This window comes from Streptomyces sp. NPDC046122 (assembly GCF_056429965.1).
Map to the genome: position 1 here is coordinate 91,881 of NZ_JBWKLQ010000012.1, position 26,810 is coordinate 118,690.

The following is a 26,810-nucleotide window of genomic DNA, read 5'->3' on the forward strand; positions in this document are numbered from 1 at the left end:
GTCCGCCGCGTGACAACAAGATTCTTAAACTCTTGCGTGTTAATTTCACAGAGGTCATGATGCATCCCCGTCGCGGCTGTACGTCCGCGGGCCATGGCACCTCACTGTGGAGGCACGAGCAATGAGCAGCACCGCCACATCCGCCGCGCGCGTCGGGGGGACCGTCTGGGACCGCGTCGGGATTCCCAGGCCCCTCCTCTTCGGGTTCATCGGCGTACTGATCTTCATGATCGGCGACGGGGTCGAGTCCGGTTTCATCGCGCCGTTCATCGAGGGCAACGGCGCCGGCAGCGAGGTCCGCGCGAGCTATGTGATCACGGCGTACGGCGTCACCGTCATGCTCGCCTCCTGGCTGTCGGGCGCCCTGTCCGAACTGTGGGGGCCGCGACGGGTGATGCAGGCGGGCCTCGCCATCTGGATCGTCTTCGACATCCTCTTCCTGACGCTGGGCGCGGCGCAGGACGACTACACCCTGATGCTCGTGTTCTACGGCCTGCGGGGCTTCGGCTACCCGCTCTTCGCGTTCTCCTTCCTGGTGTGGGTCACGGCCACCGCCCCGGTCGCCCGGCTCGGCGCGGCCGTCGGCTGGTTCTACTTCGCCTTCACCGGCGGCCTGCCCACCCTGGGCTCGCTCACCGCGTCCGTCACCAATCCGCTCTTCGGAAAGTTCGGCACGCTGTGGGTCGCGCTCGCCCTGATCGCCATCGGCGGCGCCTTCTGTCTCCTCGGCGTACACGAACGCACCGGGTACTCCCGGCTCGCGCCGCCCGGGGTCAAGCCGGTCCAGTCGCTGACCCGCAGCCTGTCCATCGCCTGGACCAACCCCAAGGTGGCCGTCGGCTGCGTGGTGCGCGTCATCAACACGGCTCCGCAGTTCGGCCTCTGGGTGATCCTGCCGGCCTTCTTCACCGACGAGATGGGCTTCAGCGACGGCGACTGGCTGCGACTGCTGTCGATCATGTTCGCCACCAACATCTTCTTCAACCTGCTCTTCGGCCTGGTCAGCGACCGGATCGGCTGGCGCACCACCATCGGTTGGTTCGGCGCGGTGGGCTGTGCGGTGAGCGTGCTCGCCCTGTACTTCGTCCCGAAGCTGATGACGGACAACTACTGGGTCGCGGTCGGCGTCGGCATGGTCTACGGCGCCACGCTCGCCGGGTTCGTCCCGATCTCCGCCCTGATGCCGTCGCTGGCCCCGGAGAACAAGGGCGGCGCGATGGCGCTGCTGAACCTCGGGGCGGGCGGCGCGGCGTTCGTGGGGCCCGCCGTCGTCTCGTTGTTCCTCGGGCCGCTCGGCCGGGACGGCGTCGTCCTGATCTTCGCCGGCCTGTACGTCGTCGCCGCGGTGCTCACGCTTTTCCTGCGTCTCCCGCGGGCGTCGGAGGAGGCCATCGAGCAGGGCAAGTCCCTCCAGGAGGCCGCCGTGCCGGTCGCGGCCCGCGCCACCACCTGAGCCCGATCCCCGTACCCGCCCGCGCACGGAAGGACCCGCCCCTCACATGACCCCCACCACCGGCGCCGCCCGCTCCCCCGTCCCCGTCGTGGCCGGCGTCGACGTTGCGACCGCCGCGGTCAGAGTGGTGTGCGCCGACGCCCTCGGGCAGGTCCTCGCCGAGGGGAGGGCGCCGCTCCCTGGGCCGGTGCGCGGCGCGGGCGGCCACAGCGAACAGGACGCCCGCGCGTGGTGGCCGGCGGCCGCCGCCGCACTGCGGCAGGCCACCGGCGCGCTGCCGGCCGGCGGGGCCGAGGTGGTGGCGGTCGCGGTCTGCGCCACCTCGGGCACCCTGGTCCTCGCGAACCCCGACGGGGATCCCGTGGGACCGGCGCTGATGTACGACGACCGGCGGGCCGCCGACCTCAACGCCAAGGCGCAGGAACTGGGCGCGCCGCGCTGGCGGGCGCTGGGCCTGACGGTCGGCCCGACGGCGGCGCTCGGCAGGCTCGTCTGGTACGCGAACCGGGCGCTCCCGGGACACGTCGTGCTGCACACGCCGGACCTGCTCGGCCGCAAGCTGACCGGGCATCCGGTCGCCGCGGACTGGAGCCACGCGCTGAAGACCGGTTACGACCCCCGCGCGGGCGAGTGGGCCGGCGAGGTCTTCGACGCCTTCGGCGTCTCCCCCGGCCTGCTGCCCGCCGTGCGGCCGCCCGGCACCGAGGCGGGCACGGTATCGGCGTGGGCGGCGGCGGAGACCGGTCTGCCCGCCGGCTGCCGGGTCCGGCTCGGGATGACGGACGGATGCGCGGGCCAGATCGCCACGGGCGCCGTGGAACCCGGCCAGTTCGTCGGCGTGCTCGGGACGACGTACGTCCTGAAGGGGGTCACCCGCGAGCTGGTCACCGACCCGTCCGGCGCCCTCTACAGCCACCGCCACCCCGACGGCTGGTGGCTGCCCGGCGGCGCCTCGAACACCGGTGGCGAGGCCCTGGCCGCCGTGGACCCGGCCCGGCTGCCGGAACTGGACGCGGCCGCGGCCGCCCGTGGCCCGGCGTCGTGCCTGAACTATCCGCTGCGCCGGGAGGGCGAGCGGTTCCCGTTCGTCTCCGGTGACGCGCGGGGCTTCCTCGCCGGCACACCGCGGGACGAGGCGGACGAGCACCGGGCCGCGCTGGAGGGCGTCGCCTTCCTCGAGCGCCTCGCCATCGAACGCGTCCAGGCACTGGGCGTCGGGGTGCGGGGCCCGCTGCACGCGGCGGGCGGCGGCAGCCGCAGCGACCTGTGGAACCGGATCCGCGCCACCGTCCTGAGCCGGCCGCTGCGCGTCGCCGAGCGGGCGGAGACGGCCTTCGGAGCGGCCCTGCTCGCCGCCGCCGGAACGCTCCACCCAGACCTGTCGGCGAGTGCGGCGGCGATGACGGCGGGCGGGCGCGCGGTCGATCCGGTGGAGCGGGAGCGGGCGGCGCTGGAGGCGTCGTACCAGCGCTTCGTCGCGGAGCTGCGATCGCGGGGCTGGCTGGACGCGGGGCCGGCGGAGGCGGGGTGAGCGGCCGCGCTCACCCCGCGGCGCAACGGGCGAGGAGTACGCCGTTGCCGACGTCCGGGTCTCCACGAGCCGCAGGCCCACATAGGCGTCCGCCGCGGGGAACAGAGGCCTGCCCCGCCCGATGAGGACCGGACGGATGTAGACGCGGTACTCGTCGACCGGGCCCTGGCGCATGAATTCCGCGGCGAGGGCCGCGCCGCTGAGGGTCATGTCCCCGCCCGGCCGCGCCTTGAGCGCCCTGATCGCGCCGGGGTCGGCCTCCCGCACGATCGTGGTGTTCCGGTCGGCCCGCTCCAGCGTCCGGGAGAACACGAACCTCGGCGTGTCCCGCCGGATACCGGCGAACTCGGCCGTCGGCCCGGCGTTCTCGCCGGTTCGTCAGGGCCCGCGGATGCGGACAGCGTGAGGTGCGGGGACCCTGTAGGAGTGGGGGCGACCAGCTAGGAGGCTAGCTCATGTCCATGATGGACAAGCTCAAGCAGATGATGAAGGGCCACGAGTCGCAGGCCGGGAAGGGCGTCGACAAGGCGGGCGACGCCGTCGACGACCGGACCCAGGGCAAGTACAGCCGCCAGGTCGACACGGGCCAGGAGAGGCTGAGGGACGAGTTCGGCGGGGAGCGGGGCACGGGTCCGCAGGACCGGCCTCCTCAGCCCTGACCGTCAGCGGCCGGGTGAGGGCGGGACAGACTGCTGTCCCGCCCTCACCGCGTGTCGACTTCGGCGCCGGCCGGCAGGTGGACGACCACCAGGGCAAGACCCGCGACGAGGACGTTCCTGGTGGCGGCCTCAAGCCCGTTCCAGTCCTCGGACTGCCACATCGCGAACCACTCGCCCCCGATCGCGATGAACCCCGCACCGAAGAGCAGCAGCACCATGAGCAGGCCCAGGCTGGCCGTCCGCCGCGCCCGGCCGAACGCGCCGCTGCGCAGCGCGGCGGCCCACTGGACGGTCGCCGCGATCAGCACGAGGGCCGCGACGGTCTCCCAGACGATGATGGCGATGTACGCGACGTCCTGCAGCGTCCTCGATTCGACGGCCCGCCACATGAGGTCCTCGTCCTTGAAGGTGGTGTCCATCGCCAGGACGTGCCGTACGAACTCCTGGTTCGTGCCGAAGTCCGTGATGTTGCCGAAGGCCACGAGCGCCATGTAGAGCGCGACCGTGGCGACGAGCCCGGTGGCGGCGAGCGCGAGCGGCCGCGCGGGACCTGATCGTTGGTTTCTGACGGTCATGTGCACCTCGGTGACGGTGAGTTGGCGTCCGGTCGTCCTCCCGAGTGTCCCCGATCCCGCGCGGCCGCGCAGGTGTCCGACCCCTGGCAGTCATGACCTGTGCACGTCATACTGCACGGGCCGATCGGGCGGTCGGCGATCCGGCCGACCGAGGGGGACCAGGCAGATGAGCGTGGACCGGCGCACCTTTCTCACGGGAGCGGCGGCGGTCTCCGCGACCGCCCTGCTCGCCACGCCGCGCGCCGCCGCGGCAACGCGGACCCTGTCCGTACAGGACTGGATGGCGGGCCTGGGCGACTCCACGCCGATACAGCGGCTGACGATCCCCGGCACCCACGACTCGGGCGCCCGCGTCGGCGGCCCCTGGGTGGCGTGCCAGAACACATCGGTGGCCGACCAGCTGCTCAGCGGCATCCGTTTCCTCGACGTACGCTGCCGGGTCACCGGCGACTCCTTCGCCATCCATCACGGCGCGTACTACCAGAACCTCATGTTCGGCGACATCCTCATCGCCTGCCGGGACTTCCTTCGGGCCCGTCCCTCGGAGACGGTCCTGATGCGCGTCAAACAGGAGTACTCGGAGGCGGCGGACGCCGAATTCCGCCGGATCTTCGACCTCTACCTGGACGTCAAGGGCTGGCGGCCGCTCTTCCGGATCGACGCGGGACTGCCGACCCTGGGGCAGGCCCGGGGCCGGGTCGTGCTGCTGGCCGACAACGGCGGACTGCCGGGCGTGCGGTACGGGGACTCGGCGCTCTTCGACATCCAGGACGACTACATGGCCGAGCCGGGCGCCAAGTACCCCAGGATCGAAGCCCACTTCCGCAAGGCGGCCCAGCAGCCCGGCAAGCTGTTCATGAACTACGTGAGCACGTCGGCCCTGCTGCCGCCCCGGTGGAACTCCGACCGGCTCAACCCGAGAGTGCACGGCTTCCTCGACGGCGCGGAGGCGGGCGGCTGGACGGGGCTGGGGGTGGTCCCGTTGGACTTCCCCAACACCCGCTCCGGGCTGGTGGAGTCCCTGATCCGGCACAACGGCGCGGCCGCCGCTCAGGGCCACACGGGTGAGACGAGGCGTCAGGTCCTGGACTGGGCACGCCGGGCCCGCTAGACCAGCGGATGACCATGCCTCTCCCGCGTGGCGGCGCAGCGGCCACGTTCACCGATCCGAGCGTCCCGCCGGCGCGTGCCGCCGCGACCGCCCGGTTCGGAGCGTCACGATGCACTCGACTCGCATTACGCCCACTCAGCGCACACGGCCCCAGGGGCCCGGACGGCCCGTCGCGGGAAGGTCGGGCAGACCGGCGGCGGTCGCCCTCGTCGGCGCGGCCCTTCTGTACAACGGCTGGCTGCTGGAGCTGTTGCTGCCGACGGGCCTGGACTACCGGCACGCGTACGTGAGTGAACTCTTCGCCGCGGACCAGCCCTTCAGGGCGCTGTTCGGCGGAATGGAGATCGCGTGCGCCGCTCTCGTGATGGCGGGCGCTCTCCTGGCACTCCTCGCACGCGACCTGCTGCCGGGGGCCGCCGCCCGTGCCGGCTGGTGGGCGCTGTGCGGGTTCGGGGCGTCGTCGCTGGCCGACGTCATGCTGCCGATGGGCTGCGCCCCCTCCCGGGAGCCGGCGTGTGAGGCCGTGCACCCGTGGCACACCGTCACGAGCGGGCTGGTGCACTTCTTCCTCTTCGCCTCCATGGTGCTGCTGTGCGTGGCGGCGGCCTCCGCACCGTCGCGCGCGCCGCTGGTGCGCCGCTGGGGGCCCCGTCTGCTGGCCGGAGCGCTCGTGTCGGCCGTCGTCACCGTCGGCCCGCTGATCGGCCACCCCGGCTGGCACGGACTGCCCCAACGCGCGCACGTGCTGCTGGTGGGGCTGTGGTTCACCCTGCTGGCCCGCGAACTCCTCACGTCCGGCAGGCCCCGGAACGAGCCGCGGGAGGAGGCGGCCGGACCGCTGCCGGGGATGGCGCCGCCGCCGCATCCGGAGAACCGGCCCGCCGGCCGCACCTCTTGAGTTCCCGCCTACCGGAGGAAGCGCCGCGTGGCATCCGTACTCACCGTGCTGTTCGCCGTGCTCGCGGCGGTGGGCAACGCCACCGGCACGGTGCTCCAGCGGATCGCCGCGCGCCGCGTTCCCCCGGGTGACGCCTTCAGCTTCCGGCTCATCCCCCACCTGGTGCACAGCGCGGCGTGGCTCGGGGGGATCGCCGTCATCGTCGTCGCCGCGGCGTGCCAGGCGCTGGCCCTGACGCTGGGCTCGATGTCGCTCGTCCAGCCCATTCTGGTGAGCGAGCTGCCCTTCACCCTCCTGATCGCCTGCATGGTCTCCCGGCGCCGGCTTCCCGCGGCCGGCTGGACGGCCGCGGGAATGATCGCCTTCGGTCTCGGTCTGGCACTGGCCGCGGCGTCGCCGTACGAACGCCACTCCGAGGTCGCGCCGGTCGTGTGGGTGGTGACGCTGCTGGCGACGGGAGGCGTCATGACCCTGTGCGTACTGGCCGCCCTCGCGCGGCCGCGCGGCATGGCGCGGGCGGCCCTGTTCAGCTCGGCCTCCGCGATCGGCTACGCCCTGACGGCCACGCTGATGAAGTTCTCCACCACCACGTTCGAACAGCACGGGTTCGGCGCCTTCGTGGCCTGCTGGCAGACGTACGGCTTCGTGGCGGCGGGCGCCTGCTCGCTGTTCCTGCTGGCCAACGCCATGGAGTCCGGGCCCCTGGTGGCCTCGCAGCCCGCGCTCACGCTGGGAGAGGCGCTGGTCAGTGTGGCTCTCGGGATGCTGGTGTACGGCGACGAGGTGCGCACGGGGTGGTGGCTCGTCCCCGAGGGCGTCGGCGCGGTGCTGGTCACCTGGGGCGTGCTGCTGCTGCCCAGGGTCAGGACGGAGGACGAGGGCGACGACGACCACGCGCCCGCGGCCTGACGTCCGGAACCCCCCTTCTGCCCTGCCCGGATGGCGCAATTGGCGTGTATGCCCCTTTGATGGATCAAAGCGTGCGTCCAGGTGGCGCACGGCAACCGAACGGTGTGTGCCACCGGAAGTACGGCGAACGGAGCCGCGCCATGACAACCGACCCGACAACGTCCCCCACGCCCGGCAACGACGACCGCTCCCAGCCGCCCGACGACGCGGCGGCGTACGCGGCCGCCGTCTACGCGGCCGCCAGGGACGAGGCCGCCGCACGGGCGGCCTCCGCGAACGGCGCCGCCCCGCGCACGCCCCGCGCCGACGAGACCGGCCCGCGCGTGACCCCGGCGCACGAGACCGGCGTGCACGTGACTCCGGTGAGCGAGACCGCCGCGCGCACGGCCCCCGCGGACGAGAGCGCCGCACGGACCACCCCGGAGCACGAGGCCGCACGGACGACGCCGGAGCACGAGACCGCCGCGCGCGTGCCCGCAGGCGAGAGCGCCGCACGAACGACCCCGGCGAGCGACCCCGCCGCGCGGGAGAAGGCCCTGCAGGAGGACGCCGCGCGGGTGGCCGCCGCGAAGGCGACGGCCGCCGACCTGGCCGCGGCCACCGGACCGCAGGACCCGGACTCCGGCGAGGAACCCATACGGACTCTGCTCTGGACGGCGGCGACCTGCCGGCCGCTCGAAGAGGTCGCCGCGCTGGTGAGCCTGCTCAGGCACACCGGTGAGGTGAACAGCCCCGGCGACGAGGCCCTGCGGGCCGCAGCCGTGGCCCGGCCCCTGGACGAAGTGCGCCAGCTGGTCGCCATGCTCAACGAGTCCCCGCACGAGGTGGACGAGGCCGACACCACGCTGCGCGCCGCGGCCGTGGGCAGGCCCATCGAGGAGGTGGCGCAGCTGGTGAGCATCCTCGGCCACGAGGAGGGCGAACACCAGCGCCCGCCGGCCGCGGAACCGGCCGCCGCCCGGAAGCAGCAGGCCGGCACCGGGGCCGTGACGACACCGCCGGCCGGTGTCCGCGACGCGGGCCGCATGCCGGCCCCCGGCGGCGAGCGGCCGGTCGGCCGCCCGGCGCGGCCGACCACCGCCGCCCCCCGCGGCGTCGTCCCGTCCGTCGGTGACGCGCTCGGCGACGACACGCCCTCGCCGGCCCTGCGGTCCGTTCTGCGATGGCCCGCGGCGGTCCTTCTCTTCGCCTGCGGCGTCATCCACCTGCCGACGGACTTCGCGCACCTGCGCTCCGGCGGTTACGCGGACGGCCTCGCCCTCGCGGTCACCGTGCTCTGCCTGGTGTTCGGTGTGTGGCTGGCCGTGCGGGACACCACGCGCGTCTGGGCGGCGAGCGCCGCGACCGCGATCGGCATCGTGGCCCTGCACGCGCTGGCGAGCGTCGGCACCGTGGACCTGCTGGACAGCAGCCTGGGCGAGTCCTTCGCGTGGGCGGAGGCGGCGGCGGTGTCCTGCGCCGCGGTCGGCGCGGTCCTCGCCGGTTCGGCCCTGCTGCGCCGCCAGAAGGAACCGGACGCGACCAGCGGCCTCTGACGCGCCGGCACGGTGGCCGGGCCCCCGCGGCACCGGCACCGGAGCACCACGGAGGGCGGCCTGTCCCGGCCGCCCTCCGCGGCGTTCGCCCTCGTTCGCCCTCGTTTCACGGGGACGGGCCCACAACTGCCCGCACCACTCGAATGCGGTGATCAGGAAAGCAGCGAAGCGGGCATATCAGGCGGCATATGAACAGTCATCAGCCTGAGCTCCGCGCCGCCGTCCGGCGTCTGGGACGCCGTCACTTCCTCACCCTCACCGCGGCCGCCGCCGCACTCGCCTTCGCCACCGACGTGCCGGCCGCCGGTGCGGCGGGCGTCGCCGAACTCGACCCCAGGAAGATCACGGAGAACCCGTTCACGCTGGGCGTCGCCTCCGGGGACCCGCTGCCCGACAGCGTGCTGCTGTGGACCCGGCTGGCTCCGCGCCCCCTCGAACCCGACAGCGGCCTGCCCGAGCAGCGGGTGGTGGTCACCTGGGAACTCGCCCACGACGAGACGTTCCTGCGCAAGGTCAGGGGCGGCACCGTCACGGCGCATCCCGAGTTCGACCACACCCTGCACGTCGAGGTCGACGGCCTCGCCCCCGACCGTCCGTACTACTACCGCTTCCGCACCGGCACCTGGGCCAGCCCGACCGGCCGTACCCGTACCGCACCCGCCCGGGGCGCGGCGAAGTCGAGGCTGAAGCTGGCCGCCGTGGCCTGCCAGGCGTACCACCACGGCTACTACACGGCTCACCGGCACCTGGCCGGCGAGGACGTGGACCTGGTCGTCCATCTCGGCGACTACCTCTACGAGTACGCCGTCGACGGCGCCGGCGGGGCCCGTGCCTACGCCGACCGGCAGTTGCCCGCGCACTTCGACCGCGAGGCCACGACGCTCGCGGACTACCGGCTGCGGTACGCCCTCTACAAGTCCGACCAGGACCTCATCGCCGCGCACGCCGCGCATCCGTTCGTCGTCACGTGGGACGACCACGAGACGGAGAACAACTACGCGGACGAGACGTCGGAGAACGGCGTGCCGCCCGAGGAGTTCCTGCTCCGGCGCGCCGCCGCCTACCGGGCGTACTGGGAGAACCAGCCGCTGCGCACCCCGCAGCAGCCCGACGGCGCCGACATGCGGCTCTACCGGCGGCTGCGCTTCGGGCGGCTCGCGCAGTTCGACGTGCTCGACACCCGGCAGTACCGCTCGCCGCGGGCGTACGGCGGCGGCTGGCACAAGCCGGGCCCGGAGGCGGAGGCCCCGTCGCGCACCATGACCGGCGAGACGCAGGAGCGCTGGCTGCTCGACGGCTGGAAGGGCGCGGGGGCGACCTGGAACGTCGTGCCGCAGCAGGTCACGTTCGCGCGGCGGCGCGACCTGCCGACCGCCGACTACAAGCTCTCCATGGACGCCTGGGACGGCTACCCCGCCGCGCGGAGGAGGTTCCTCGACGGCGCCGGGGCGGCCGGTGTCGAGAACCTGCTGGTGCTGGCCGGGGACGCCCATGTCGGATACGGCTTCGACCTGAAGAAGGACTTCGACGACCCGGCCTCGCGGACGGTCGGCACCGAGATCTCGACCACGTCGCTCTCCAGCGGCAAGGACGGATCCGACCGGCCCGCCAACTTCGACAGCCTCGTCCAGGCCAACCCGCACCTGAAGTTCTACAACGGCCGACGCGGATACACGGTCATCACCCTGGAGTCGGACCGGGCCCGTGCGGACTTCCGGACCGTCTCGGAGGTCACCAGGCCGGGCGGGACGCTCACCACGGCCGCCTCGTTCGTCACCGAGGCGGGCCGGCCGGGCCTCGTACCGGCGTGAGCCGCGTTCCGCCCCGCCGGCGGCGGGCCCGCGGAGTCCGGGCAGTTATCCCTCCCGTACCGCGGGTACCCCTCAGCCGTGACGGCCCGCGGGTCGTCGGGGGCCGTCGACACCCAGGAACGAGGTGTGCGCAATGAGTGAGAAGGAATCACGGAATCCGGACCGCGAGCCCCGGCCGCGCACAGAGAAGGGCCCCGGCGCCCACTCCGGCGCCGAGCGCCAGGCGCAGGAACGGGTCGTGCCCGGCACGGCCAGCGCGCAGGAGGGCTATCCGGCCAAGGGCGGCACGGCGGACGGCGAGAGCCTCGCCGGTGTGGAGTCGTCCGGCGAGGAACGCGGCGCGCGCCGTTCGGGCGAGGGCGGCGTCACGGACACCCCCGCCCGCCGCAAGCGTCACAGGTGACCAGGGAAAGGACGAACGCGTGATCACTGAGGACCATGTCCGCGAACTCCTGCGCTCGCGCGTGGCCGAGCCGACGCTCGTCGTCGTCGAGGGCCGCGCCCGGGTGATTCCGGCGGCCGAGCTGGAATCGGACGCCTACCGGGGCGCGATCGAGGTGGTGTCCGCCGAGGACCTCGCCCGGCGCCTCGACGGCACGGACCCGTCCGACCAGGACATCTCCGCCGTGGCGAACACGCTGGACACGTCGGTCGCGCAGCTCGGCGGCTGAGCCCGGCAGGTCCTCCTCCACCCCACTCCCGGCACACCGGCGTCCCGGGACGCGTCACCCGTGTGGAGTGCCTGAGACGGCCCCCGGCGCGCCGCCGCGTTCCACTGGAGGCGGCAGCGCATGTACCGGAACCGTGCTGGAGTGGGTGACCATGGTCCAGATATCGATCGTCGTGCCGTGCTACAACGAGAGCGAGGTGCTCGCGGCCTTTCACCAGGCCCTGATCACCGCTCTCGAACCGACAGGCTCGACCTTCGAGGTCTGTTACGTCGACGACGGCAGCGGCGACGAGACCATAGCCGTGGTGAAGGACCTCGCCGCCACGGACCCGCGAGTGCGCTACACGTCCTTCAGCCGGAACTTCGGCAAGGAATCCGCGATGCTCGCGGGCCTGCGCATGTCCCGGGGCGCCGCGGTCGTCCTGATGGACGCCGACCTCCAGCACCCGCCCGAGTTCATCCCCCGCATGCTGGAGCTGCACCAGCACGGGTACGACCAGGTCGTCGCCCAGCGCGACCGCGCTCACGAGGGGGTCCTGCGGACGGCGCTGTGCCGCGCGTACTACCGGCTCGTACGGCGCTGCATGAACGTCGAGATCGTGAACGGGGCGGGCGATTTCCGGCTTCTGTCCCGCCGGGCGGTCGACGCGCTGCTGGCCCTTCCGGAGAACAACCGCTTCTCCAAGGGGCTCTTTTCCTGGATCGGCTTCGACACGGTCAGCTTCACGTACGAGAACGTCCAGCGGGCCGCCGGGCAGTCCAAGTGGAGCGGGCGCCATCTGCTGAACTACGGCATCGACGGGCTCATCTCCTTCAACAGCCGCCCGCTGCGCCTCGCGATCCACACCGGTCTGTGGCTCTTCCTGTCCGCCCTGGTGTACGCGCTGTGGATCATCGCCAACGTCGTGCTGGACGGTGTCGACACCCCCGGATACGCCACGCTGATCACCGCCGTCGTGGCCCTCAGCGGAATCCAGCTCGCCACGCTCGGTGTCATCGGCGAGTACGTGGGGCGGATCTACGACGAGTCGAAGCGCCGTCCGCACTACGTGGTCCGCGAAACCGACGAGACGGCCACGGTGCTGAGCTCCGGCCTCTCGCTGGAGCCCGCCGGACAGGCCCGGCCTGAGGCGTGAACGCCCGGGGCCTGCGCCAATTCGCCGCCTTCGCCGCGATCGGCGTCGTCAACACGGCCGTCTACTACGCCGTGTACGCCTCGCTGAACATCTGGCTGCCCTATCTGGCCGCCCACGGTGTCGGCTATGCGGTGAGCGTCGTCGGATCGTTTCTCCTCAACTCGTACGTCACCCTCCGCACGAAGCCGACCTGGCGGGCCTTCCTGCGCTATCCCCTGTCGGGCCTGGTCAACGTCGTCGGCAGCGGCATCCTGCTCTACGTCGCCGTGAGCGGGCTCGGCCTGCCCGAGAACCTCTCCGCGCTCGCCGCCGGCGTCCTGGTCACACCGCTGTCCTTCCTGCTGGCACGGTGGGCCATCACGTCCGGTGCGGCCGCCACCCGGGCCTCCGGGGCCGGCGCGCGGCCGGGGGCGGAGCCGCAGGTCACGGAAGCCGAGTCGAGTAAGTGACCCGGTCGAGGTGGTAGTAGTCCGCGACGCAGCCGGCCGGCCAGGTGTGGCGCCCCTTGCCGCCGAACGGCTCCAGCGTCCCGGCGACCGACAGCGGTGTGTAGGGGGCGGACGTCGCGCCCTGCGCCGCCTGCGCGCGCAGGAACCGGTCCTGACGGTCCCACTTCTGCGCCCGTACGCGCATGTCCTGGCCCAGGTCGTGGAGCGGAACGGCGAGCCCGGCGACGGCCACGGCGCACAGCACGGCGGCTGCCGCCGTCGCCACGCCCGTACGCCGCTCGCGCCGTCGCAGCGCGCGGCCCAGGAAGGCGCCGGCGCCCACCAGGAACAGGACGTAGAGGAGCAGGTAGTCGTTCCAGGTCCGCTGGGCGGTCATCACGCGGGCGCCGAAGACCGGATAGGTGATGACAGTGCAGAGGTAGCCCGAGACGAGGAAGGCGAGGGCGCCGAACGACGTCCACAGCAACGGACGGACGGGCAGCAGGACCGGAGAGCCGCCCGCCCGGCCGCGCGCGAGCAGGCCGAGCAGCACTCCGGCCGCGAGGGCCCCGGCGTACTGCCAGGTCGTGAAGACGGTCTCCAGGATGTGCGCGTAGCCGCGCGCCGACGCGATCAGCGACTCGGGGGCGAGCATCGAGGTGCTTTCGAGGCCGAACCGTTCACGCCGCCTGCGTCCGCCGGGCGACGTCATCAGGACGAGCGTTCCGATGCCGATGCCGGCCATGCCGGCCAGTGACCACCAGCGGGCGGCGGCACGGGCCCGCTCGGTGAAGATCCAGCGCCCGAGCAGCACGATGCCCGCCAGCACCACCAGGCAGACCACGGACGCCTCCTCCGAGAGCGTGCCCATGAAGACACCGGAGACGAAGACGACGGCCAGGGCGACGATCCTGCCCCTGCGGCCGCGCGCCGCCAGCAGCGGGAGGGCGGCGGCGCACGCCAGCACGGGAGCCAGCGTGTGCGACACGGAGGCGGCGGGCCAGTAGAACGTCTTGTAGGTGTTGGGGGTGGCGAAGAGGAAGACCGCCGTGATCATGGACGCCACGAGCAGCGGGATTCCGCGGGGCGCCGTCCGTCCGGACCTGCGCAGCACCCGGACGGTCAGCGCCCACAGCACACCGAGCATGACGGCGCCGCTGATCAGGGCGAACCACTGATGTCCGGCGACGGGGAACTGCGCGTACAGACCGACGAGCACACCGTTGCCCACGCGGCCGTTGTCCAGGACATAGAACTTCTCGACCATTCCCCAGACGCCGAGGTCACGCACCTTGGGCAGGAAGCACCACTCGTCCGCGCTGGGACGCACGTGGCGGCCCAGCCACGCCCCCGCCCCGAGCAGACCGAGCGGCAGCAGGCACAGGGCCGTCGTCCAGACGCCGGTCCACGACCGGGGGAGACGGTGCTTTCCGCTCCCGCGCCCCGGGCCGCCTCCGCCCGGTACCGGTTCGCGCGGGAGGGCAACGCCCGGTGCAGCCGTCACAAGGTCTCCTGTTCACCGCCGGTTCCGACTCCGAAGCGGAACCTCGTCCACCGCTCGGCATCGTCACCGGCCGCGGTTCGTACGGGCGGAAGCCCACGCCGCCGGGCAGCCCGTTTGCGCCGAATGGAGCAACCCGCGATGCGGCGTACGCGTGTGCGAGGCGGCCCCGGTCGGCGAAGATGTGGCTGTCACACGTCACCCGTTCGTCAGAGCCAGCGAGGAGCGTCAGCGCAGATGCCCACTTCCGGTCCCGGTGCACGGCCGCCGACGATCGCCGACGTCGCCAAGGCCGCCGCGGTGTCGCGGACGACCGTCTCGCACGCCCTCAACGGGCTCGGCAAGGTCGACCCCCGCACCCGCGAACGCATCAAGCAGGTCGCGGCCGAGCTGGGTTACCGGCCGAACCTCCGCGCCCAGCGGCTGCGCCGGGGGCAGGCGAAGGCCATCGCGCTCGCCTCGTCGATGCCCTTCGCGGTGGCCGGCGGGCCGTCCCGGCTCGGCTTCTACATGGAGGTCGCCGCGGCCGCCGCCGAGCGGGCGCTCGTCCACGACTACGCACTCGTTCTCGTGCCGCCCGTTCAGTCGGGATCGGCCCTGTACTCACTGGACATCGACGGCGCCATCGTGGTGGAGCCCGACGAGGACGACATGGCCGTGGCCCAGTTGCGGGAGCGGCACCTGCCGTACGTGGCGCTCGGCCGGCCCATGGCGCCCGGCGACGACGCCCCGTACGTCGATCTGCGCGGCGGCCTCGTCGTCGAACTGCTCCTGGCCCACCTGCGGGAGCAGGGGGCGCGCCGGCCCGCCCTGATCATCGGCGCCGGCTCCCGCCATTCCGCGGTCGACGCCCGCGCCGCGTACGAGCGCGCCGCCGCCGAGCAGGGCTGGACCCCGGTGGTCGCGACGGCCCCGGAGGAGGGCGGCGAACAGGCGGGTTACGACCGCTGCGCCGCCCTGCTCGCCGAGCACCCGGAGACCGACGCGGTCTGCGCGCTGGTCGACGCCTTCGCGGTCGGCGCCGTACGGGCGATCCGGGACAGCGGCCGGCGGATCCCCGACGACGTCATGGTCGTCACGCGGTACGACGGTCTGCGGGCCCGGACCTGCGAACCGCCGTTGACCGCCGTCGAGCTGCACCTCGACCGGGCCGCCGCCGACGCGGTGGAGCTGCTGCTCGGCCGGCTGGGCGGCGCACCGGCGGCGGCGGGGGACGCGGGCGCCGCCTCCGCGGTCGCGACGGCGCCCGAGCCCCGCGTCGTCCCCCGGGCCTCGTCCCTGCGCGTCACGGCGCCAGCATGAGCACCGCCCCGGAGACGAGGGCGAAGGCCAGCACGAACAGGCGCATCCGGCGGGCGTCGACGCGGTGGTGCACCAGACGGCTCAACCAGGCGCCCACCGCGAGCGCGGGCAACAGCACTGCCACCGGGCCCAGTTGGGCCGGTCTGCCCTGCCCGGTCGCGAACAGCAGGGCCAGCGAGGCGACTTCGCCCACCAGGAAGCACACCGCCACCGTCGAGCGCAGCTCGGCGGGCGGGCGGTGCTGATACACGAGGGCAAGAGGCGGTCCGCCGACCCCGGTCGCGGTCTCCGTGAGCCCGGTGACGGCCCCGGCGGCGACGTAGGCCCCGCGCCCGGGCGTGAACGCCGGGGCGGCGAGGCTCACCACCGCCGCCAGGACGGTCGCCGCCCCGACGAAAAGGCCGAGGCGGTCGTCCGGGACGACCCACAGCAGCATGAGGCCGCCCGGTGTGGCCGCCAGCCGCGCCGCGGTGATCCAGCCCGCTCCGCGCAGGTCGAGGGAGTCCCGTTCGCGCCACGCGACGTACAGGTTGAGCGGGATCATCGACGCGAGCACGAAGACCGGGACCAGTGCCGGGTCGAGGAGCCCCGCCACCGGCGCGACGATCAGCGCGAAGCCCAGGCCGCTGCTGCCCTGGACGAACGCCGCGACCGCGACCGTGACCGCGAGGACCGCCAGCGTCTCCGTACTCACCGTGCCGCGCTCGACTGGGCCCGGGCGTGCCGGGCGGCCGTCGACGTGGGGTGGACCCGGGTCACGGGGGCCCGCAGCATGACGTCCCGGCTCAGTTCGGCGGCCCGCCGCACCAGCGCCGGACCGTCCCAGTCGAGTGGCATGCCGCGCCACAGACTCAGGCGGCCGGCGACGAAGACGGCGGTGATCTGGTCGCGGTTGCCCCGCCGTACGAGCTCCCACGGAAGGTCCCACGACAGCCGCATCTCGGGGCCGCTCACATCGACGAGCAGGAAGTCGGCGGCGGCTCCCTCGGCGATCCGGCCGGTACGCGCGCCGAGCCCGACGGCGTCGGCGCCGCCCCGGCTCGCGTGCTCCAGCCAGGTCCAGCCGGCGCCGCAGGAGGAGTCGCCGGTGGCCAGGCCGTACGCGAGACGCTGAGCGAACTCCGCGGCCTCGGTCAGCCGGAAGGCGTCGCCCCGGGTGCCGTCGGTGCCGAGGCCGAACCGGATCCCGCGCTCGGCCATGGTGGTCGCCGGGGCCACCGCGTTGCCCTTCCAGGCGCTGGCCACGGGGTTGTAGCTCACCGCGGCCCCCGAGTCGGCGAGCAGCGTCAGCTCCCGCGGGGTGAGCAGGGTGGCGTGCGCGGCCAGCAACTGCGGGCCGAGCGCGCCCACTTCGTGGAGGTACTCCACTGGGCGCAGCCCGTGCTGTACGAGGGAGCGCTCCACGGCCGCGAGGTGTTCGTTGACGTGGATCTGGACGACAGCTCCCGCCCCGGCGGCCAGCCGCGCGGTGTCGCGCAGGGTGCGGGCCGTCGCGGCCTCCGGGACGGAGACGGCGAGGGAGGGGTGGATCAACTCCTCGGTGCAGTAACGGACGAGGTGCTTCTCGGCCCGGGCCAGGGTCGTCGAGGTGTCGCCGCCGCCGTCGGCGTCGTTGCAGACGAGGCCGAGGACGCACCGGATCCCCGCGTCCCGGGCGGCCGCGGCGACCAGCTCCACGTCCACCGGGGCGCGGGTGCCCGCCTCGGCGACGGTGGTGAACCCGCCGCGCAGCGACTCGAGCGCGGCGAGCTTGGCCGCGACGTACACCGCCTCCTCGTCCAGAGCGCCCTCCAGGGGCACCCAGAGCCGGCGGAAGATCTCGGAGGGCTCCCCGAAGGCCAGGGCGGCGCCGAAGGTCTGCGTGAGGTGGTGGTGCGCGTCGACGAAACCGGGCATCAGGACGTGTCCTCGCAGCCGTACGGGCTTCAGGTGCGCGTACGTCCGCTCCAGTTGCTCGGCGGGTCCGACCGCGAGGAAGGCGCCACCGTCGACGACGGCCGCGTAATGGTCCATCGGCCCGTCGGGCGTCAGCACCGCGTCGGGGGCGAGGAGCAGCGGGGCGCCGCCGGCGCGCAGCCGGTCGGGAGCCGGGCCCTGGAGGCCGGGCTGGTCGGGCGGGTCGGGCAGGAAGGTCATCGGGCTCTTTCCGGGTGGGACGGGTCAGGGGTGCTGGGCCGGGGCGGGCTCATCGGTCCGCGCCGGAGCGGGGGCCGGGTGCGGTGCGCCGCGCGTGAGCCGCGGCCGTACGTGGTGGAAGAGGATGTTGAGTACGGCGGCGACGAACGCCCCGACGGCGACGCCGCTTTCGAGCAGGATCCGGACGCCGGACGGGAAGCCCCCGTACACACCGGGGACGAGGATCGGCAGCAGGCCCAGCGCGATGGCGACGGCGCAGATGAAGGTGTGGGTGTGCCGGTCGAGGTCGGCGCGGCCCAGCATCTGCACGCCGAGCACCGTGATGACGGCGAAGACGACCATGGCGGTCCCGCCGACGACGGCCGACGGGACGACGCTGATCGCACGGGTGACCGGTGCCAGGAAGCCGATGGCGATGAGCACGACGCCGGCGGCGGCGGTGACGTACCGGCTGCGTACGCCCGTGACGCGGACGATGCCGATGTTCTCGCCGCTGGTCACCATCAGCGGCAGGCCGAAGAAGCCGCCGAAGAGGGACGTGAGCGCGTCGCCGCGGATGGTCTTGGGGACGTCGGAGCGCTTGTCGATCTCCTTGCCGACGGCCTCCGCGTTGATGACGGTCTGCCCGGTGGCCTCCGCCATGGAGGCGAGGCTGTAGAGCATCAGCGGCAGGGCGGCCAGCAGGTTGAACTCGGGCGAGCCGAACGGCAGCAGTTGCGGGACGCTCACCAGGCCGCCCTCGGCCGCCCGGCCGGCGTCGACGGATCCGAGCGCGAAGGCGAGGGCCGTACCGGCCACCAGGCCGAGCATGACGGCCAGTTGCCGCAGGACGCCGGTGAACAGCCAGTAGAACGCGACGGTGAAGCCGATGGTCGCCAGCCCCAGGAGGAGATTGGTGGTGTCGGCGAAGCCCGGCTGGCCGGGGCGGCCCGTGACGAGCAACGCGCCGACCTTCACCAGGTTCACGCCGACGATGACGATCATCGTGCCGATGACGAGAGCCGGGAAGAAGGCGAGAAGCCGGGAGAAGACGGGCAGCACGACGAAGTAGAAGGCGGCGGTGATGATCACCGCGCCGCTCGCGGTCGGCAGTCCGTGCTGTTCGGCGATGGCCAGGAAGAGGATGAGAGGGGCGCCTCCGGGCAGCATGACGAAGGGCAGTCTGGGGCCGAACTTCCACGGCCCGAGCGACTGGATGAGGCTGCCGGCCCCGGAGAGCAGGAAGGCCGCCGAGAGCAGGTCGACGGTCAGGTCGGGGTCCAGCTGGAGGGTCGCGCTCATCAGGAAGATCGCCGAGATGGGGGTCGCGGCCATGACGAGGACGTGCTGGATGCCGAACAGCAGGATTCTGCCGATCGGGCGGGATTCGTCCACGGGGTGGATCTGTTCGGGCTGGGTCGGCTCGGGGTGAAGGGACGCGGGGCGGGGACTGGGCACGTTCGAGCTCCGTTCGACTCGCTCCGGTTTCGACCGTGATCCGGCCCGGGACGGGGGCCACATCGACTCGGCCAAATCGATTTGGCCGTCAGTATGTGAGGGCCGGCGGGACGCGTCAAGGGATCGTGCGCGCAGCGGTTCCAGCGTCTCGGCATGCGGGACCGTCACCGTCACGTCTGTTTCGATCCGCTGCCGTACAGGGCGGCGTAGTCGCACGGCGTCGGCGTCGGCGTCGGCGTCGGCGTCGGCGAGGATGGGCGCATGACGGGTGGGGGCAGGGAGACGCTGCACGACGCGGTGGACCGCGCGGGGCTGGAACTGGTGGACTTCGGCGCAGGCGCGGAGGGCGACACCCTCGCACCCCGAGCCGCCTGGCGGTCCGTGGCCGGACAGGAGACCGAGCCCACCGCCGAGGTCCGCCTCGACCACCCGTCCCTGGCGGCGGAGGTCAACGACCAGTGGTACCGGCTGGCGACCCGGCACGGAATCGTCGGACCGGACGGCACCTTCCTCGTTCAGATCTTCAGCCACGCGTACTGGACGAAGGTCCGCCTCACCGACCGCTGGGACCTCGCGGGCGCCACCGACCACGAGTTCGTGACGCTCTCCACGGACGGCGACACCCTGCTCGGCGTGACCGGAGAGGAGTACACCGTCTGGCTGGTCGTCGAGACCGGGGTGCGGGAGCGGCGCGAGGCGGCGGCGCGCGACCAGGCGCAGGAGACGCCGGACGAGCGCGACGCGGCCTGGGACACGGTGCCCTTCACGGGGCTCGGCGGCCTCCTGCGGCCGCCGGCGGGGCGGGCCTTCAGCCGCATCGGCGGGGCCTGGATCGAAGGGCTCGCCGCCAATCCCGCCGCCCTGACCCTGCCGGTCTTCTCACGGCTCCTGGCGATGGAGTCCGGCCTCTTCCGCTACCGCTCGCTCCCGCCGGAGCTGATCGATCACTGGCTCTCGCACCCCGATCCCGAGGTCAGGAAGGATCTGGCGCAACACCGCGATCTCAGCCCCGAGCAGCGCGCCCGGCTCCTCGCCACACTCCCGTCGGCGTGGCGCCCGCTGCTCATCGAGCGGCAGGCGCCCCTGCCCGGGGGGACTGTGCGCGAACTCGCCGCGGACCCCGACCCCTCGGTACGTCGGGCGGTGGCCGACCGCCATGATCTGGAGGCCGGCCTCGGAGCCGTACTGGCGCGGGACCCCGTCCCCGCCGTACGGAGCGCGGTCTGCGGCCCGCTCTGGCCGCGGCTGATTCCCGGGGCCCGCGGCGGACTCCTGGACGACGCGGACGAGCAGGTGCGTACGGAGGCACTGCTCGCCCACCACCGGAGCGTCCCCATGCCGCGCTCCGTCTTCGACGCCCTGCCGTCGGACGAGGCCCGCGACCGGGCGACCCGGCAGTGCGTCCTCACCCGTGAGCTGGCCCAGCTCCTCGCCCGGCGGGACCGGGGCGAGCCGGCCCTCACAGCCGCCGGCCCCTGCGCCGCCCCGTCCGCCGGCCGGGAGGGGACGGCCCGCCGCGCCGCCCTCGCCGAGAACCCGCACCTCCCGCCGGACCTGGTCCTCGCCCTCGCCGAGGACGCCGACGACGGCCTGCGCCTGGCGCTGTCCACGCACCCCGGCCTCTCCGAGGAGCAGCGCGCCTCGATCCCCGTCGACATCGACCCCGACGGCCTGCGCATTCCCCTGCCCTGGGTCCTCGCCGCGCGGGACGACCCGGAACTGCTGCGCCGCTGCGCGTCCTCCGCGCATCTGCTGGTCCGCAGCAGCGTGGCCTGTGTCCCCGGGCTCCCCCGGGACCTGGTCGAACAGCTCGCCCGCGACGAGGACCGGGTCGTACGGATCTTCCTCAGCGAGAACTCGGACGACGCACCGGGCGCCATGCTGTCGGCGCTCTTCCGGGAGTGGGGCGGCAGCCTCAGCGGACGCAGCCCCTACGACCACCCCAACTTCCCGCGCGAGGGCCTGCTGCGCTTCGCGGACGACCCGCACCCGAGGATGCGTCAGACCGCCCTGCGCGACCCGGAGTCGACGGTCGGCCTGGTGGAACGCCACAGCCGGGACCCGCACCCCGAGGTCAGACTGAGGGCCCTGCAGGATCCCCGGCTCTCACCCGCCTCGGTGATCAGGCTGCTCGACGACTCCAGCGGCGCGGTCCGGTCCCGCGCCGCACGCGACCCCCGGCTGCCCGCCCGGGTGATCAAGCGCCTGCTGCACGATTCCGGCACTGCCCGGGACGCCGCGGCCAACCCCGCGATCCCGGAGGCCGTGATGCACCGGATGATCACCGGAGCGACCGGCCAGTGATCCGCGCGAGCCGGCCGCCGGCGGAGACGAGGACCTGAACCGGCCTTCCGCTCCCCCACCGCGCGGTCTCCTGCGAACGGGTGGTTGTACGGCCGTACGGCTTCGCGTCCGGCACGCCGGGCAAGCGTTCGTCGAACGGTTTCGAGCCGAGGAATGGTGTGGTGATGACCGAATACGAGCGTTCTCGCACAATGCCCGCACTGCCCGAGCATGTCTTCGACCAGGCGGCCAACATCGACCAGTTGGACCAGTGGATGCCGGAAGCACTGCATGTGCGCGCCGAGGAGCTGCCCGCCGTCACCGTCCACGAGGACCGCACGGACCAGGACACCTCGGCCCTGTTGCGCGCCCAGAAGGAGCAGATGCGGCTGGAATGGGGAACGAGGGACCAGGGCAGCTACACCGGATGGCTCCAGGTGGCCGGTCTCGGCAGCGGGGCCACCGAGGTCACGGTGCACCTCTCCTTCTTCGACCAGGGCCACGACCCCGGCGAGGAGTCCGTTAACGCCGCCCTCGACGACAGCCTGGAGCGCCTGGAGCGGCAGGTGCGGATGCGGGTCGACGGCGGGGGCGCCGGCTGATCCCGGTGCGGCACGCCTGAATATCTGTCGCGGCGGCGATAGACATCCACGCGCGGCGCGGTTAAGGTTCCTGACACAGCCAACGAACTCAGCGACACATCAGCGAATCGGAACAGCAGCCGGCGCAGTTGGAGCCGGTAGATCGTGTTGTACCCCCTCGGGGCCCCGGTGCCGTACGGCGCCGGGGCCCCTCGACGCGTCCCAGAAGAGGTGCAAATGACTCAAGAAGCCCATCCGCACGCCACCAGAACGCCCACCACCGACCGCCTCGACGACGACGACTACCCCGCCTACACCATGGGCCGCGCCGCCGAGATGATCGGCGCCACGCCCGGTTTCCTGCGGGCCATCGGTGAGGCCCGGCTCATCACGCCGCTGCGGTCCGACGGCGGCCACCGCCGCTACTCCCGCTACCAGCTGCGCATCGCGGCCCGCGCACGGGAACTGGTCGACAGCGGTACGCCGATCGAGGCGGCCTGCCGCATCGTCATCCTGGAAGACCAGCTCGAAGAAGCCCTGCGTCTCAACGAGGAACTGCGCAAGCCCACCGCGTGAAGCCGTCCGCCGCGAACGATCACCGTGTGCACGGCCCGGGACAGGTCCGCCGGATCGCAGGAAAGGCGCTCACCGCCGAAAATGGCGTAGGCAGGGCCGCGCCCCTTCACGGCGGCCGGCCGTCCGCGGCTTCCAGCAGTGAGGACCACACCGATGAGTGAGCAGTCCCCTTCCCAGGCAGAGGGCGAGCGCGAGGGCGAGACGCACGAGGACGTACGGCAGACGACGCCGTCCCAGGCGGAGGGAGAGCGGGACGACAACGACGAGCAGGGCGCGCCGGAGCCCGGCTCGCGCTAGTCGCCCCGCCCCATCCGTCTCCGGGCCCGCACGTCCGCCGGCCTCACGCGGGAGCGGCCCGCGACCGGCCCCCCGTCGGCCGTCGGCAGGATGGAGGGAGCACCGTGGACCTGCAGAGCGTCACCGCCGAGCTGTACGGGCTGCCCCCGGCCGGCTTCACCGCCACCAGGAACCAGCGTGTGGCGGCGGCCCGCACGGCGGGCGACCGTGAGCTGGCGCGGCACATCCAGGCCCTGCGCCGCCCGACGTTGTCCGCGTGGGCGAGCAATTTGCTCGTACGCCGCCTGCCCGAGCAGGTGCAGCCGCTGATCAGCCTCGGCGAAGGCATGCGCCGGGCTCACCGGGAGCTCGACGGGGAGCAGTTGCGGGACCTCGGGCGCCGGCAGCACGAGTTGGTCGGCGCACTGGCCCGGCAGGCGACGGCGCTGGCCGCCGAGGCCGGGCATCCGGTCGGGGAGGACGTGCGGCACGAGGTGGAGGCCACGCTGCACGCCGTTCTCGCCGACCCCGAAGCCGCTCGGGAGTGGGCCGCGGGCTGCCTCACCAGACCGCTCAGCCCGCCGGTCGGATTCGCCGCCGTCACGACGGCGGACGCGGTGGCGCGCAAGGCTTCTCCGCCCTCTGCCCCCGACAGCGGGCGGAAGAAGAAGGAGGCGGAGCGGGAGAGGAAGGCGCGGGAGGAAGCGCGTGCGCGGAGCGTTCGGGCCGCGAAGGACGCGAGCGCCGCGGAAGAGCGGGCCCAAGGGCGGGAGGACGAACTCGCCCAGGTGGAGAGCCGGCTGCGCGAGGCGGCGGACGAGGAGGCCGCGCTGACCGAGCGGTTGCGGGCGGCGAAGGAACGGCACAGGGCCGCCCGCGACGAGGTCGGGGCGGCGCGCAGCCGCGCCCGGGAGGCCGCCGCCGAGGCCCGTACGGCCCGCCGCCGCGCCGAGGAGGCGGCGGCGCGCGCCGAAGCCAGGTGACGGCGGAGTCGAACGGACCACTACGGCAGGTCGACCGTCTCGATGCCCGGGTTCATCTTGTGCAGTTCGGCCGGACGGTCGGTGATGACCGGCCAGCCCGGCCGCCGCAGGGCCAGGTGGCCGGTGTGGGCGGTGGCCAGGTCGACCTGGGCCATGGTGGCGAGTTCGGCGACCGCCTGGGCGGCCGGGCGGTCCAGGCTGTGGAACTCGAAAACCGGCGCGGCCAGGGCGGTGTCGACCTGCTCCCGCCGGCGGGGCGAGATGTCGTGGCCGATCAGGCCGGCGGCCAGAGCCGTGGTGGGTACGTACAGGACCTGGATCTGCTCGACCGAGACGACCACCCGGGCCACCATGAAGGGGCGGCCGAGGACGAGTTGCCTTATCGCGCCGGCGTCGAGGATGTACCCGCCGATCACGCGGCTGCGCCCCCCGCGTCGTCTCCCCGCCGGTCGGAGGCCCGCGCCCACTCCACCGCCGCGGCCCACTCCTCGACACCGGCCCGTTCGACCTCCGCGGCCCAGCCCTCGATGATGCGCTGGGCGCGCTCCTCGCGGCCGAGGCGCTCCTCGACCGCCTCGGTCACGTACGCCGACACGGACTCGATGCGCTTCTCCTTGGCGAGCCTGCGCAGCGCAGCCGCGCTCTCCGCCGGGATCGTGATCGTGACGCGTTCCTTGTCCGCCATACGGCAAGCGTACGACCGTATGCACCGAAGCGTCGGCGGACGCGGCGAAGGGGCATGGAGAAGGGGGAACGCCCGGTGGGCGTTCCCCCTGTACGGCAGGCGGCGTACAGGCTCAGGCGGCTGCCGGGGACAGCTCCGCGCGGCCGAACAGAAGGGCGTAGCCCCTCGGCAGGCCGGCGGTGATGCGACGGGTGAGGTCGTCGCCCACGCAGTCGGCCACCACGCCGAGCACGGAACTCACTCCCCAGCGCGCGGCCGGGTGCGTGAGCCCGCCGAGTCTGGCGGCGACGGCTTCGACGAACTCCGGTGCGGTCAGGGCCCGGGCGGCCGGGGCCTGACGGGCGAGGATGACGGCCGCCTCCACAGGCAGCAGGCGCACCAGCTCGCGGCGCTCTTCACCACTGGTATGCGCGCCCAGCACAGTCAGCACGGTGCGCAGGACGCGCTCCGCCTCGGCGTCGGTGGCGTACTGCCCCGAGGCGCGGACCTGCTGTACGAGTTCGTTCCACCGCATCACTGTGGCTACCTGCCTCTCTGCTGTTTTCCTGATGTCCGGACGCGTCCGGTGTATTTCTTTGTGTTGCTTGTGCTGCATGTACCGCTCGTGCTAGCTATGTGCGGTTTTGCGTGATGTCCAGAATCAGCATGCCCCCTCTTCGGGGAGGCAGCACCTTATGCGCGGGCCCGCCCACAGGCCGCGCCGACTCCGCCGAACGCCCCACACCTCACGTCGTCTGGGGGCGGCCGAAGAGGACGTCGTAGCCGGGGGGCAGCTGGAGCAGGACGCGACGCATCAGCTCGTCGTCGGCCGCGTCGGCGACGACGCTGAGAACGGCGCTGACGTCCCACTTCGCTGTCTCTTCCGTGGCGCCCTCGATCCACGCGGCTGTCGCCCGCACGAACCGCTCCGGTCCGAGCGGCTCGGCGGCCGGCAGCGGATTGAGCAACAGGAGCGCGCAGCCTTCCGGCAGCCGGGCAGCCAGTTCCGACCGCTCGGAGCCCACCACATGCGCGCCGAGGAGGGCGATCACCACGCGCGTCGCCCGTTCGGCTTCCTGCCGTGAGGGGTACTGGCCCCGTTCCTGCACGGCCGACAGGAACGCGTCCCACATCATCACCATGCCGCCGGCCTTCCTCGTACGTGTGCGTACTTGCGGCTCTCGCCCGCTCGCGGCGGGCCGAGGGGCGGGACCGGGTCCGCCGGTCCCGCCCCGACAGGGTCAGCCGTTGATCTCCTTGGGACCGCTGCCCCCGGAGATCGAGATCTTGCGCGGCTTGGCCTGTTCCGCGACGGGAATGGTCAGCCGCAGCACTCCGGCGTCGTACGACGCGTCGATCCGCTCGGTGTCCAGCGTCTCGCCGAGGAAGAGCTGGCGGCTGAAAGTGCCCGTCGGCCGTTCCGCGATCAGGACCTCGGCGTCCTCTCCCGCGCGGGAGCGGCGCTCGGCCTTCACGGTCAGCACGTTCCGCTCCACGTCAAGGTCGATCGTCTCGGGGTCCACGCCGGGCAGATCCAGTTCGACGACGAAGGTCTCGCCTTCGCGGAACGCGTCCATCGGCATGGCCGCCGGCCTCGCGTTGGTGCCCATCAGCTGCTGGGTGAGGCGGTCGAGCTCACGGAAGGGGTCGGTACGCATGAGCATCATCGGTCACTCCTTTCCCGGATACGGGATGCACATGGCGACAACACCTATATAGCTCGGAGCAGCAAACTTGACAAGCCCCCGCTCAATCTGACTTCTCCGCGTGTCAGGGGTCCGGGGCAGCGGCGACGGCCCTGACGCCGGGGCGTCAGGGCCGTCGATGTGCTTCCGACGCCGGTGGTCAGCCGGGCGTGATGCGACCGCGCCAGGACCCGGACTCGCCGTCGCGGTGCTCGATGAACTCCTTGAACCGCCGCATGTCGCCCTTCACCCGCCGGTCGATCATGCCGGTCATGTCGGCGGCCTTCTCCGCCGCGCCGCTCGCCTCGACGTCCATCACGAGTTCCACACGCGTGTGCGTGTCGTCGACCCGCTGGAACCTGACCATGCCCTTCTGATGCATGTCACCGCTGGTAGTACGCCAAGTGATCCGCTCGTCGGGGAGCTGGTCGACGATCTCCGTGTCGAACTCCCGCTTGACCCCGCCGATCTTCGTGGTCCAGTGGTTGTGGCGGTCGTCGATCTGCCTGACCTCCTCGACCCCCTCCATGAAGTTCGGGAACTCCTCGAACTGCGTCCACTGGTTGTAGGCGGTGCGGACGGGGACCTCGACCTCTACCGTCTCCTTCACCGTGCTCATCTGCGCCTCCTTCGGGTGACGCACGGCAGCGTGCCTGCCGCGCGGATCTCG

The 26,810-nt window shown here is 72.9% G+C and carries 29 protein-coding genes and 1 pseudogene; 18 read left to right on the top strand and 12 right to left on the bottom strand.

What is annotated here, in order from left to right; translation table 11 throughout:
- Nucleotides 1-121 precede the first annotated feature (121 nt).
- Entirely contained in the window at nucleotides 122-1,453 is a 1,332-nt protein-coding gene (locus tag AC07FK_RS26195; RefSeq protein ID WP_479107388.1) for an MFS transporter, read from the top strand.
- Between the two features lie 46 nt (nucleotides 1,454-1,499).
- Nucleotides 1,500-2,984 (top strand): FGGY-family carbohydrate kinase, encoded by a 1,485-nt coding sequence (locus AC07FK_RS26200; RefSeq protein ID WP_479107389.1) that lies wholly within the window; start codon nucleotides 1,500-1,502, stop codon nucleotides 2,982-2,984.
- Nucleotides 2,985-3,089: 105 nt separating this feature from the next.
- Here AC07FK_RS26200 and AC07FK_RS26205 read toward each other — a convergent pair.
- A pseudogene (locus AC07FK_RS26205) lies at nucleotides 3,090-3,296 on the bottom strand (dihydrofolate reductase family protein); the annotation flags it as partial.
- A gap of 143 nt (nucleotides 3,297-3,439) precedes the next feature.
- On the opposite strand from AC07FK_RS26205, the gene AC07FK_RS26210 reads away from it, so the two are divergent.
- On the top strand, nucleotides 3,440-3,643 hold the full coding sequence (locus tag AC07FK_RS26210; protein ID WP_479107390.1) for an antitoxin: 204 nt from the start codon (nucleotides 3,440-3,442) through the stop codon (nucleotides 3,641-3,643).
- A 44-nt stretch (nucleotides 3,644-3,687) separates the two neighbouring features.
- On the opposite strand, the gene AC07FK_RS26215 is transcribed toward AC07FK_RS26210, so the two are convergent.
- Complete coding sequence (locus AC07FK_RS26215) at nucleotides 3,688-4,218, bottom strand: DUF2165 domain-containing protein (RefSeq protein WP_479107391.1); 531 nt, start codon at nucleotides 4,216-4,218, stop codon at nucleotides 3,688-3,690.
- A 166-nt stretch (nucleotides 4,219-4,384) separates the two neighbouring features.
- Between AC07FK_RS26215 and AC07FK_RS26220 the strand changes: the two genes are divergently transcribed.
- The 9 genes from AC07FK_RS26220 to AC07FK_RS26260 all read left to right on the top strand — a co-directional run bounded on the left by AC07FK_RS26220 (nucleotide 4,385) and on the right by AC07FK_RS26260 (nucleotide 12,737).
- The gene (locus tag AC07FK_RS26220; RefSeq protein ID WP_479107392.1) at nucleotides 4,385-5,329 is read left to right on the top strand and encodes a phosphatidylinositol-specific phospholipase C; all 945 of its coding nucleotides are present in this window, start codon (nucleotides 4,385-4,387) and stop codon (nucleotides 5,327-5,329) included.
- Nucleotides 5,330-5,438: 109 nt separating this feature from the next.
- Entirely contained in the window at nucleotides 5,439-6,227 is a 789-nt protein-coding gene (locus tag AC07FK_RS26225) for a DUF998 domain-containing protein (RefSeq protein ID WP_479107393.1), read from the top strand.
- Nucleotides 6,228-6,254: 27 nt separating this feature from the next.
- Nucleotides 6,255-7,136 carry a DMT family transporter gene (locus AC07FK_RS26230; protein WP_479107394.1) on the top strand — a complete coding sequence of 294 codons (882 nt, stop codon included), beginning with the start codon at nucleotides 6,255-6,257 and terminating at the stop codon, nucleotides 7,134-7,136.
- A gap of 140 nt (nucleotides 7,137-7,276) precedes the next feature.
- On the top strand, nucleotides 7,277-8,671 hold the full coding sequence (locus AC07FK_RS26235) for a hypothetical protein (protein WP_479107395.1): 1,395 nt from the start codon (nucleotides 7,277-7,279) through the stop codon (nucleotides 8,669-8,671).
- A 188-nt stretch (nucleotides 8,672-8,859) separates the two neighbouring features.
- Complete coding sequence (locus tag AC07FK_RS26240; protein WP_479107396.1) at nucleotides 8,860-10,482, top strand: alkaline phosphatase D family protein; 1,623 nt, start codon at nucleotides 8,860-8,862, stop codon at nucleotides 10,480-10,482.
- 133 nt (nucleotides 10,483-10,615) lie between these two features.
- Complete coding sequence (locus tag AC07FK_RS26245; RefSeq protein ID WP_479107397.1) at nucleotides 10,616-10,885, top strand: hypothetical protein; 270 nt, start codon at nucleotides 10,616-10,618, stop codon at nucleotides 10,883-10,885.
- 19 nt (nucleotides 10,886-10,904) lie between these two features.
- Nucleotides 10,905-11,153: a hypothetical protein gene (locus tag AC07FK_RS26250; protein ID WP_479107398.1), complete on the top strand. Its 249-nt coding sequence runs from the start codon at nucleotides 10,905-10,907 to the stop codon at nucleotides 11,151-11,153.
- Between the two features lie 151 nt (nucleotides 11,154-11,304).
- Complete coding sequence (locus AC07FK_RS26255) at nucleotides 11,305-12,288, top strand: glycosyltransferase family 2 protein (protein ID WP_479107399.1); 984 nt, start codon at nucleotides 11,305-11,307, stop codon at nucleotides 12,286-12,288.
- Nucleotides 12,285-12,737: a GtrA family protein gene (locus AC07FK_RS26260; RefSeq protein WP_479107400.1), complete on the top strand. Its 453-nt coding sequence runs from the start codon at nucleotides 12,285-12,287 to the stop codon at nucleotides 12,735-12,737. The genes AC07FK_RS26255 and AC07FK_RS26260 overlap by 4 nt, the downstream gene beginning before the upstream one ends.
- Here the strand turns inward: AC07FK_RS26260 and AC07FK_RS26265 are convergent.
- Nucleotides 12,712-14,220 carry a DUF6056 family protein gene (locus tag AC07FK_RS26265; RefSeq protein ID WP_479107401.1) on the bottom strand — a complete coding sequence of 503 codons (1,509 nt, stop codon included), beginning with the start codon at nucleotides 14,218-14,220 and terminating at the stop codon, nucleotides 12,712-12,714. The genes AC07FK_RS26260 and AC07FK_RS26265 overlap by 26 nt on opposite strands.
- A 234-nt stretch (nucleotides 14,221-14,454) precedes the next feature.
- On the opposite strand from AC07FK_RS26265, the gene AC07FK_RS26270 reads away from it, so the two are divergent.
- The gene (locus AC07FK_RS26270) at nucleotides 14,455-15,519 is read left to right on the top strand and encodes a LacI family DNA-binding transcriptional regulator (protein WP_479107402.1); all 1,065 of its coding nucleotides are present in this window, start codon (nucleotides 14,455-14,457) and stop codon (nucleotides 15,517-15,519) included.
- Here the strand turns inward: AC07FK_RS26270 and AC07FK_RS26275 are convergent.
- From AC07FK_RS26275 to AC07FK_RS26285, 3 genes are read right to left on the bottom strand one after another with little or no spacing between them, the layout of a single operon-like run.
- Complete coding sequence (locus tag AC07FK_RS26275) at nucleotides 15,503-16,213, bottom strand: sulfite exporter TauE/SafE family protein (RefSeq protein ID WP_479107403.1); 711 nt, start codon at nucleotides 16,211-16,213, stop codon at nucleotides 15,503-15,505. The genes AC07FK_RS26270 and AC07FK_RS26275 overlap by 17 nt on opposite strands.
- The gene (locus AC07FK_RS26280; RefSeq protein ID WP_479107404.1) at nucleotides 16,210-17,655 is read right to left on the bottom strand and encodes an amidohydrolase family protein; all 1,446 of its coding nucleotides are present in this window, start codon (nucleotides 17,653-17,655) and stop codon (nucleotides 16,210-16,212) included. Before AC07FK_RS26280 ends, AC07FK_RS26275 begins: the two co-directional genes overlap by 4 nt.
- A 24-nt stretch (nucleotides 17,656-17,679) precedes the next feature.
- Nucleotides 17,680-19,092 (bottom strand): uracil-xanthine permease family protein, encoded by a 1,413-nt coding sequence (locus AC07FK_RS26285; RefSeq protein WP_479107405.1) that lies wholly within the window; start codon nucleotides 19,090-19,092, stop codon nucleotides 17,680-17,682.
- 261 nt (nucleotides 19,093-19,353) lie between these two features.
- Here AC07FK_RS26285 and AC07FK_RS26290 point away from each other — a divergent pair, with 261 nt between their 5' ends.
- The 5 genes from AC07FK_RS26290 (at nucleotide 19,354) to AC07FK_RS26310 (ending at nucleotide 23,791) form a co-directional block, all read left to right on the top strand.
- Nucleotides 19,354-21,396 (top strand): PE-PGRS family protein, encoded by a 2,043-nt coding sequence (locus tag AC07FK_RS26290; protein WP_479107406.1) that lies wholly within the window; start codon nucleotides 19,354-19,356, stop codon nucleotides 21,394-21,396.
- A 164-nt stretch (nucleotides 21,397-21,560) separates the two neighbouring features.
- Nucleotides 21,561-21,977: an SRPBCC family protein gene (locus tag AC07FK_RS26295; protein ID WP_479107407.1), complete on the top strand. Its 417-nt coding sequence runs from the start codon at nucleotides 21,561-21,563 to the stop codon at nucleotides 21,975-21,977.
- A 216-nt stretch (nucleotides 21,978-22,193) separates the two neighbouring features.
- Nucleotides 22,194-22,532, top strand: a complete 339-nt coding sequence (locus AC07FK_RS26300) for a MerR family transcriptional regulator (RefSeq protein ID WP_479107408.1) — start codon at nucleotides 22,194-22,196, stop codon at nucleotides 22,530-22,532.
- Between the two features lie 153 nt (nucleotides 22,533-22,685).
- Complete coding sequence (locus AC07FK_RS26305; protein ID WP_479107409.1) at nucleotides 22,686-22,829, top strand: hypothetical protein; 144 nt, start codon at nucleotides 22,686-22,688, stop codon at nucleotides 22,827-22,829.
- A 104-nt stretch (nucleotides 22,830-22,933) separates the two neighbouring features.
- Nucleotides 22,934-23,791: a BAR domain-containing protein gene (locus tag AC07FK_RS26310; RefSeq protein WP_479107410.1), complete on the top strand. Its 858-nt coding sequence runs from the start codon at nucleotides 22,934-22,936 to the stop codon at nucleotides 23,789-23,791.
- Between the two features lie 20 nt (nucleotides 23,792-23,811).
- On the opposite strand, the gene AC07FK_RS26315 is transcribed toward AC07FK_RS26310, so the two are convergent.
- The 6 genes from AC07FK_RS26315 to AC07FK_RS26340 form a co-directional block, all read right to left on the bottom strand.
- Nucleotides 23,812-24,207, bottom strand: coding sequence for a hypothetical protein (locus AC07FK_RS26315; RefSeq protein WP_479107411.1), 396 nt, complete (start codon nucleotides 24,205-24,207; stop codon nucleotides 23,812-23,814).
- Entirely contained in the window at nucleotides 24,204-24,476 is a 273-nt protein-coding gene (locus AC07FK_RS26320) for a ribbon-helix-helix domain-containing protein (protein ID WP_453406038.1), read from the bottom strand. The genes AC07FK_RS26315 and AC07FK_RS26320 overlap by 4 nt, the downstream gene beginning before the upstream one ends.
- 112 nt (nucleotides 24,477-24,588) lie before the next feature.
- Entirely contained in the window at nucleotides 24,589-24,990 is a 402-nt protein-coding gene (locus tag AC07FK_RS26325) for a DUF2267 domain-containing protein (RefSeq protein ID WP_479107412.1), read from the bottom strand.
- Nucleotides 24,991-25,201: 211 nt separating this feature from the next.
- The gene (locus AC07FK_RS26330) at nucleotides 25,202-25,597 is read right to left on the bottom strand and encodes a DUF2267 domain-containing protein (RefSeq protein ID WP_479107413.1); all 396 of its coding nucleotides are present in this window, start codon (nucleotides 25,595-25,597) and stop codon (nucleotides 25,202-25,204) included.
- 99 nt (nucleotides 25,598-25,696) lie between these two features.
- Nucleotides 25,697-26,122 (bottom strand): Hsp20/alpha crystallin family protein, encoded by a 426-nt coding sequence (locus tag AC07FK_RS26335; protein ID WP_479107414.1) that lies wholly within the window; start codon nucleotides 26,120-26,122, stop codon nucleotides 25,697-25,699.
- A 178-nt stretch (nucleotides 26,123-26,300) separates the two neighbouring features.
- Nucleotides 26,301-26,759 (bottom strand): SRPBCC family protein, encoded by a 459-nt coding sequence (locus AC07FK_RS26340; protein ID WP_479107415.1) that lies wholly within the window; start codon nucleotides 26,757-26,759, stop codon nucleotides 26,301-26,303.
- Nucleotides 26,760-26,810 lie beyond the last annotated feature (51 nt).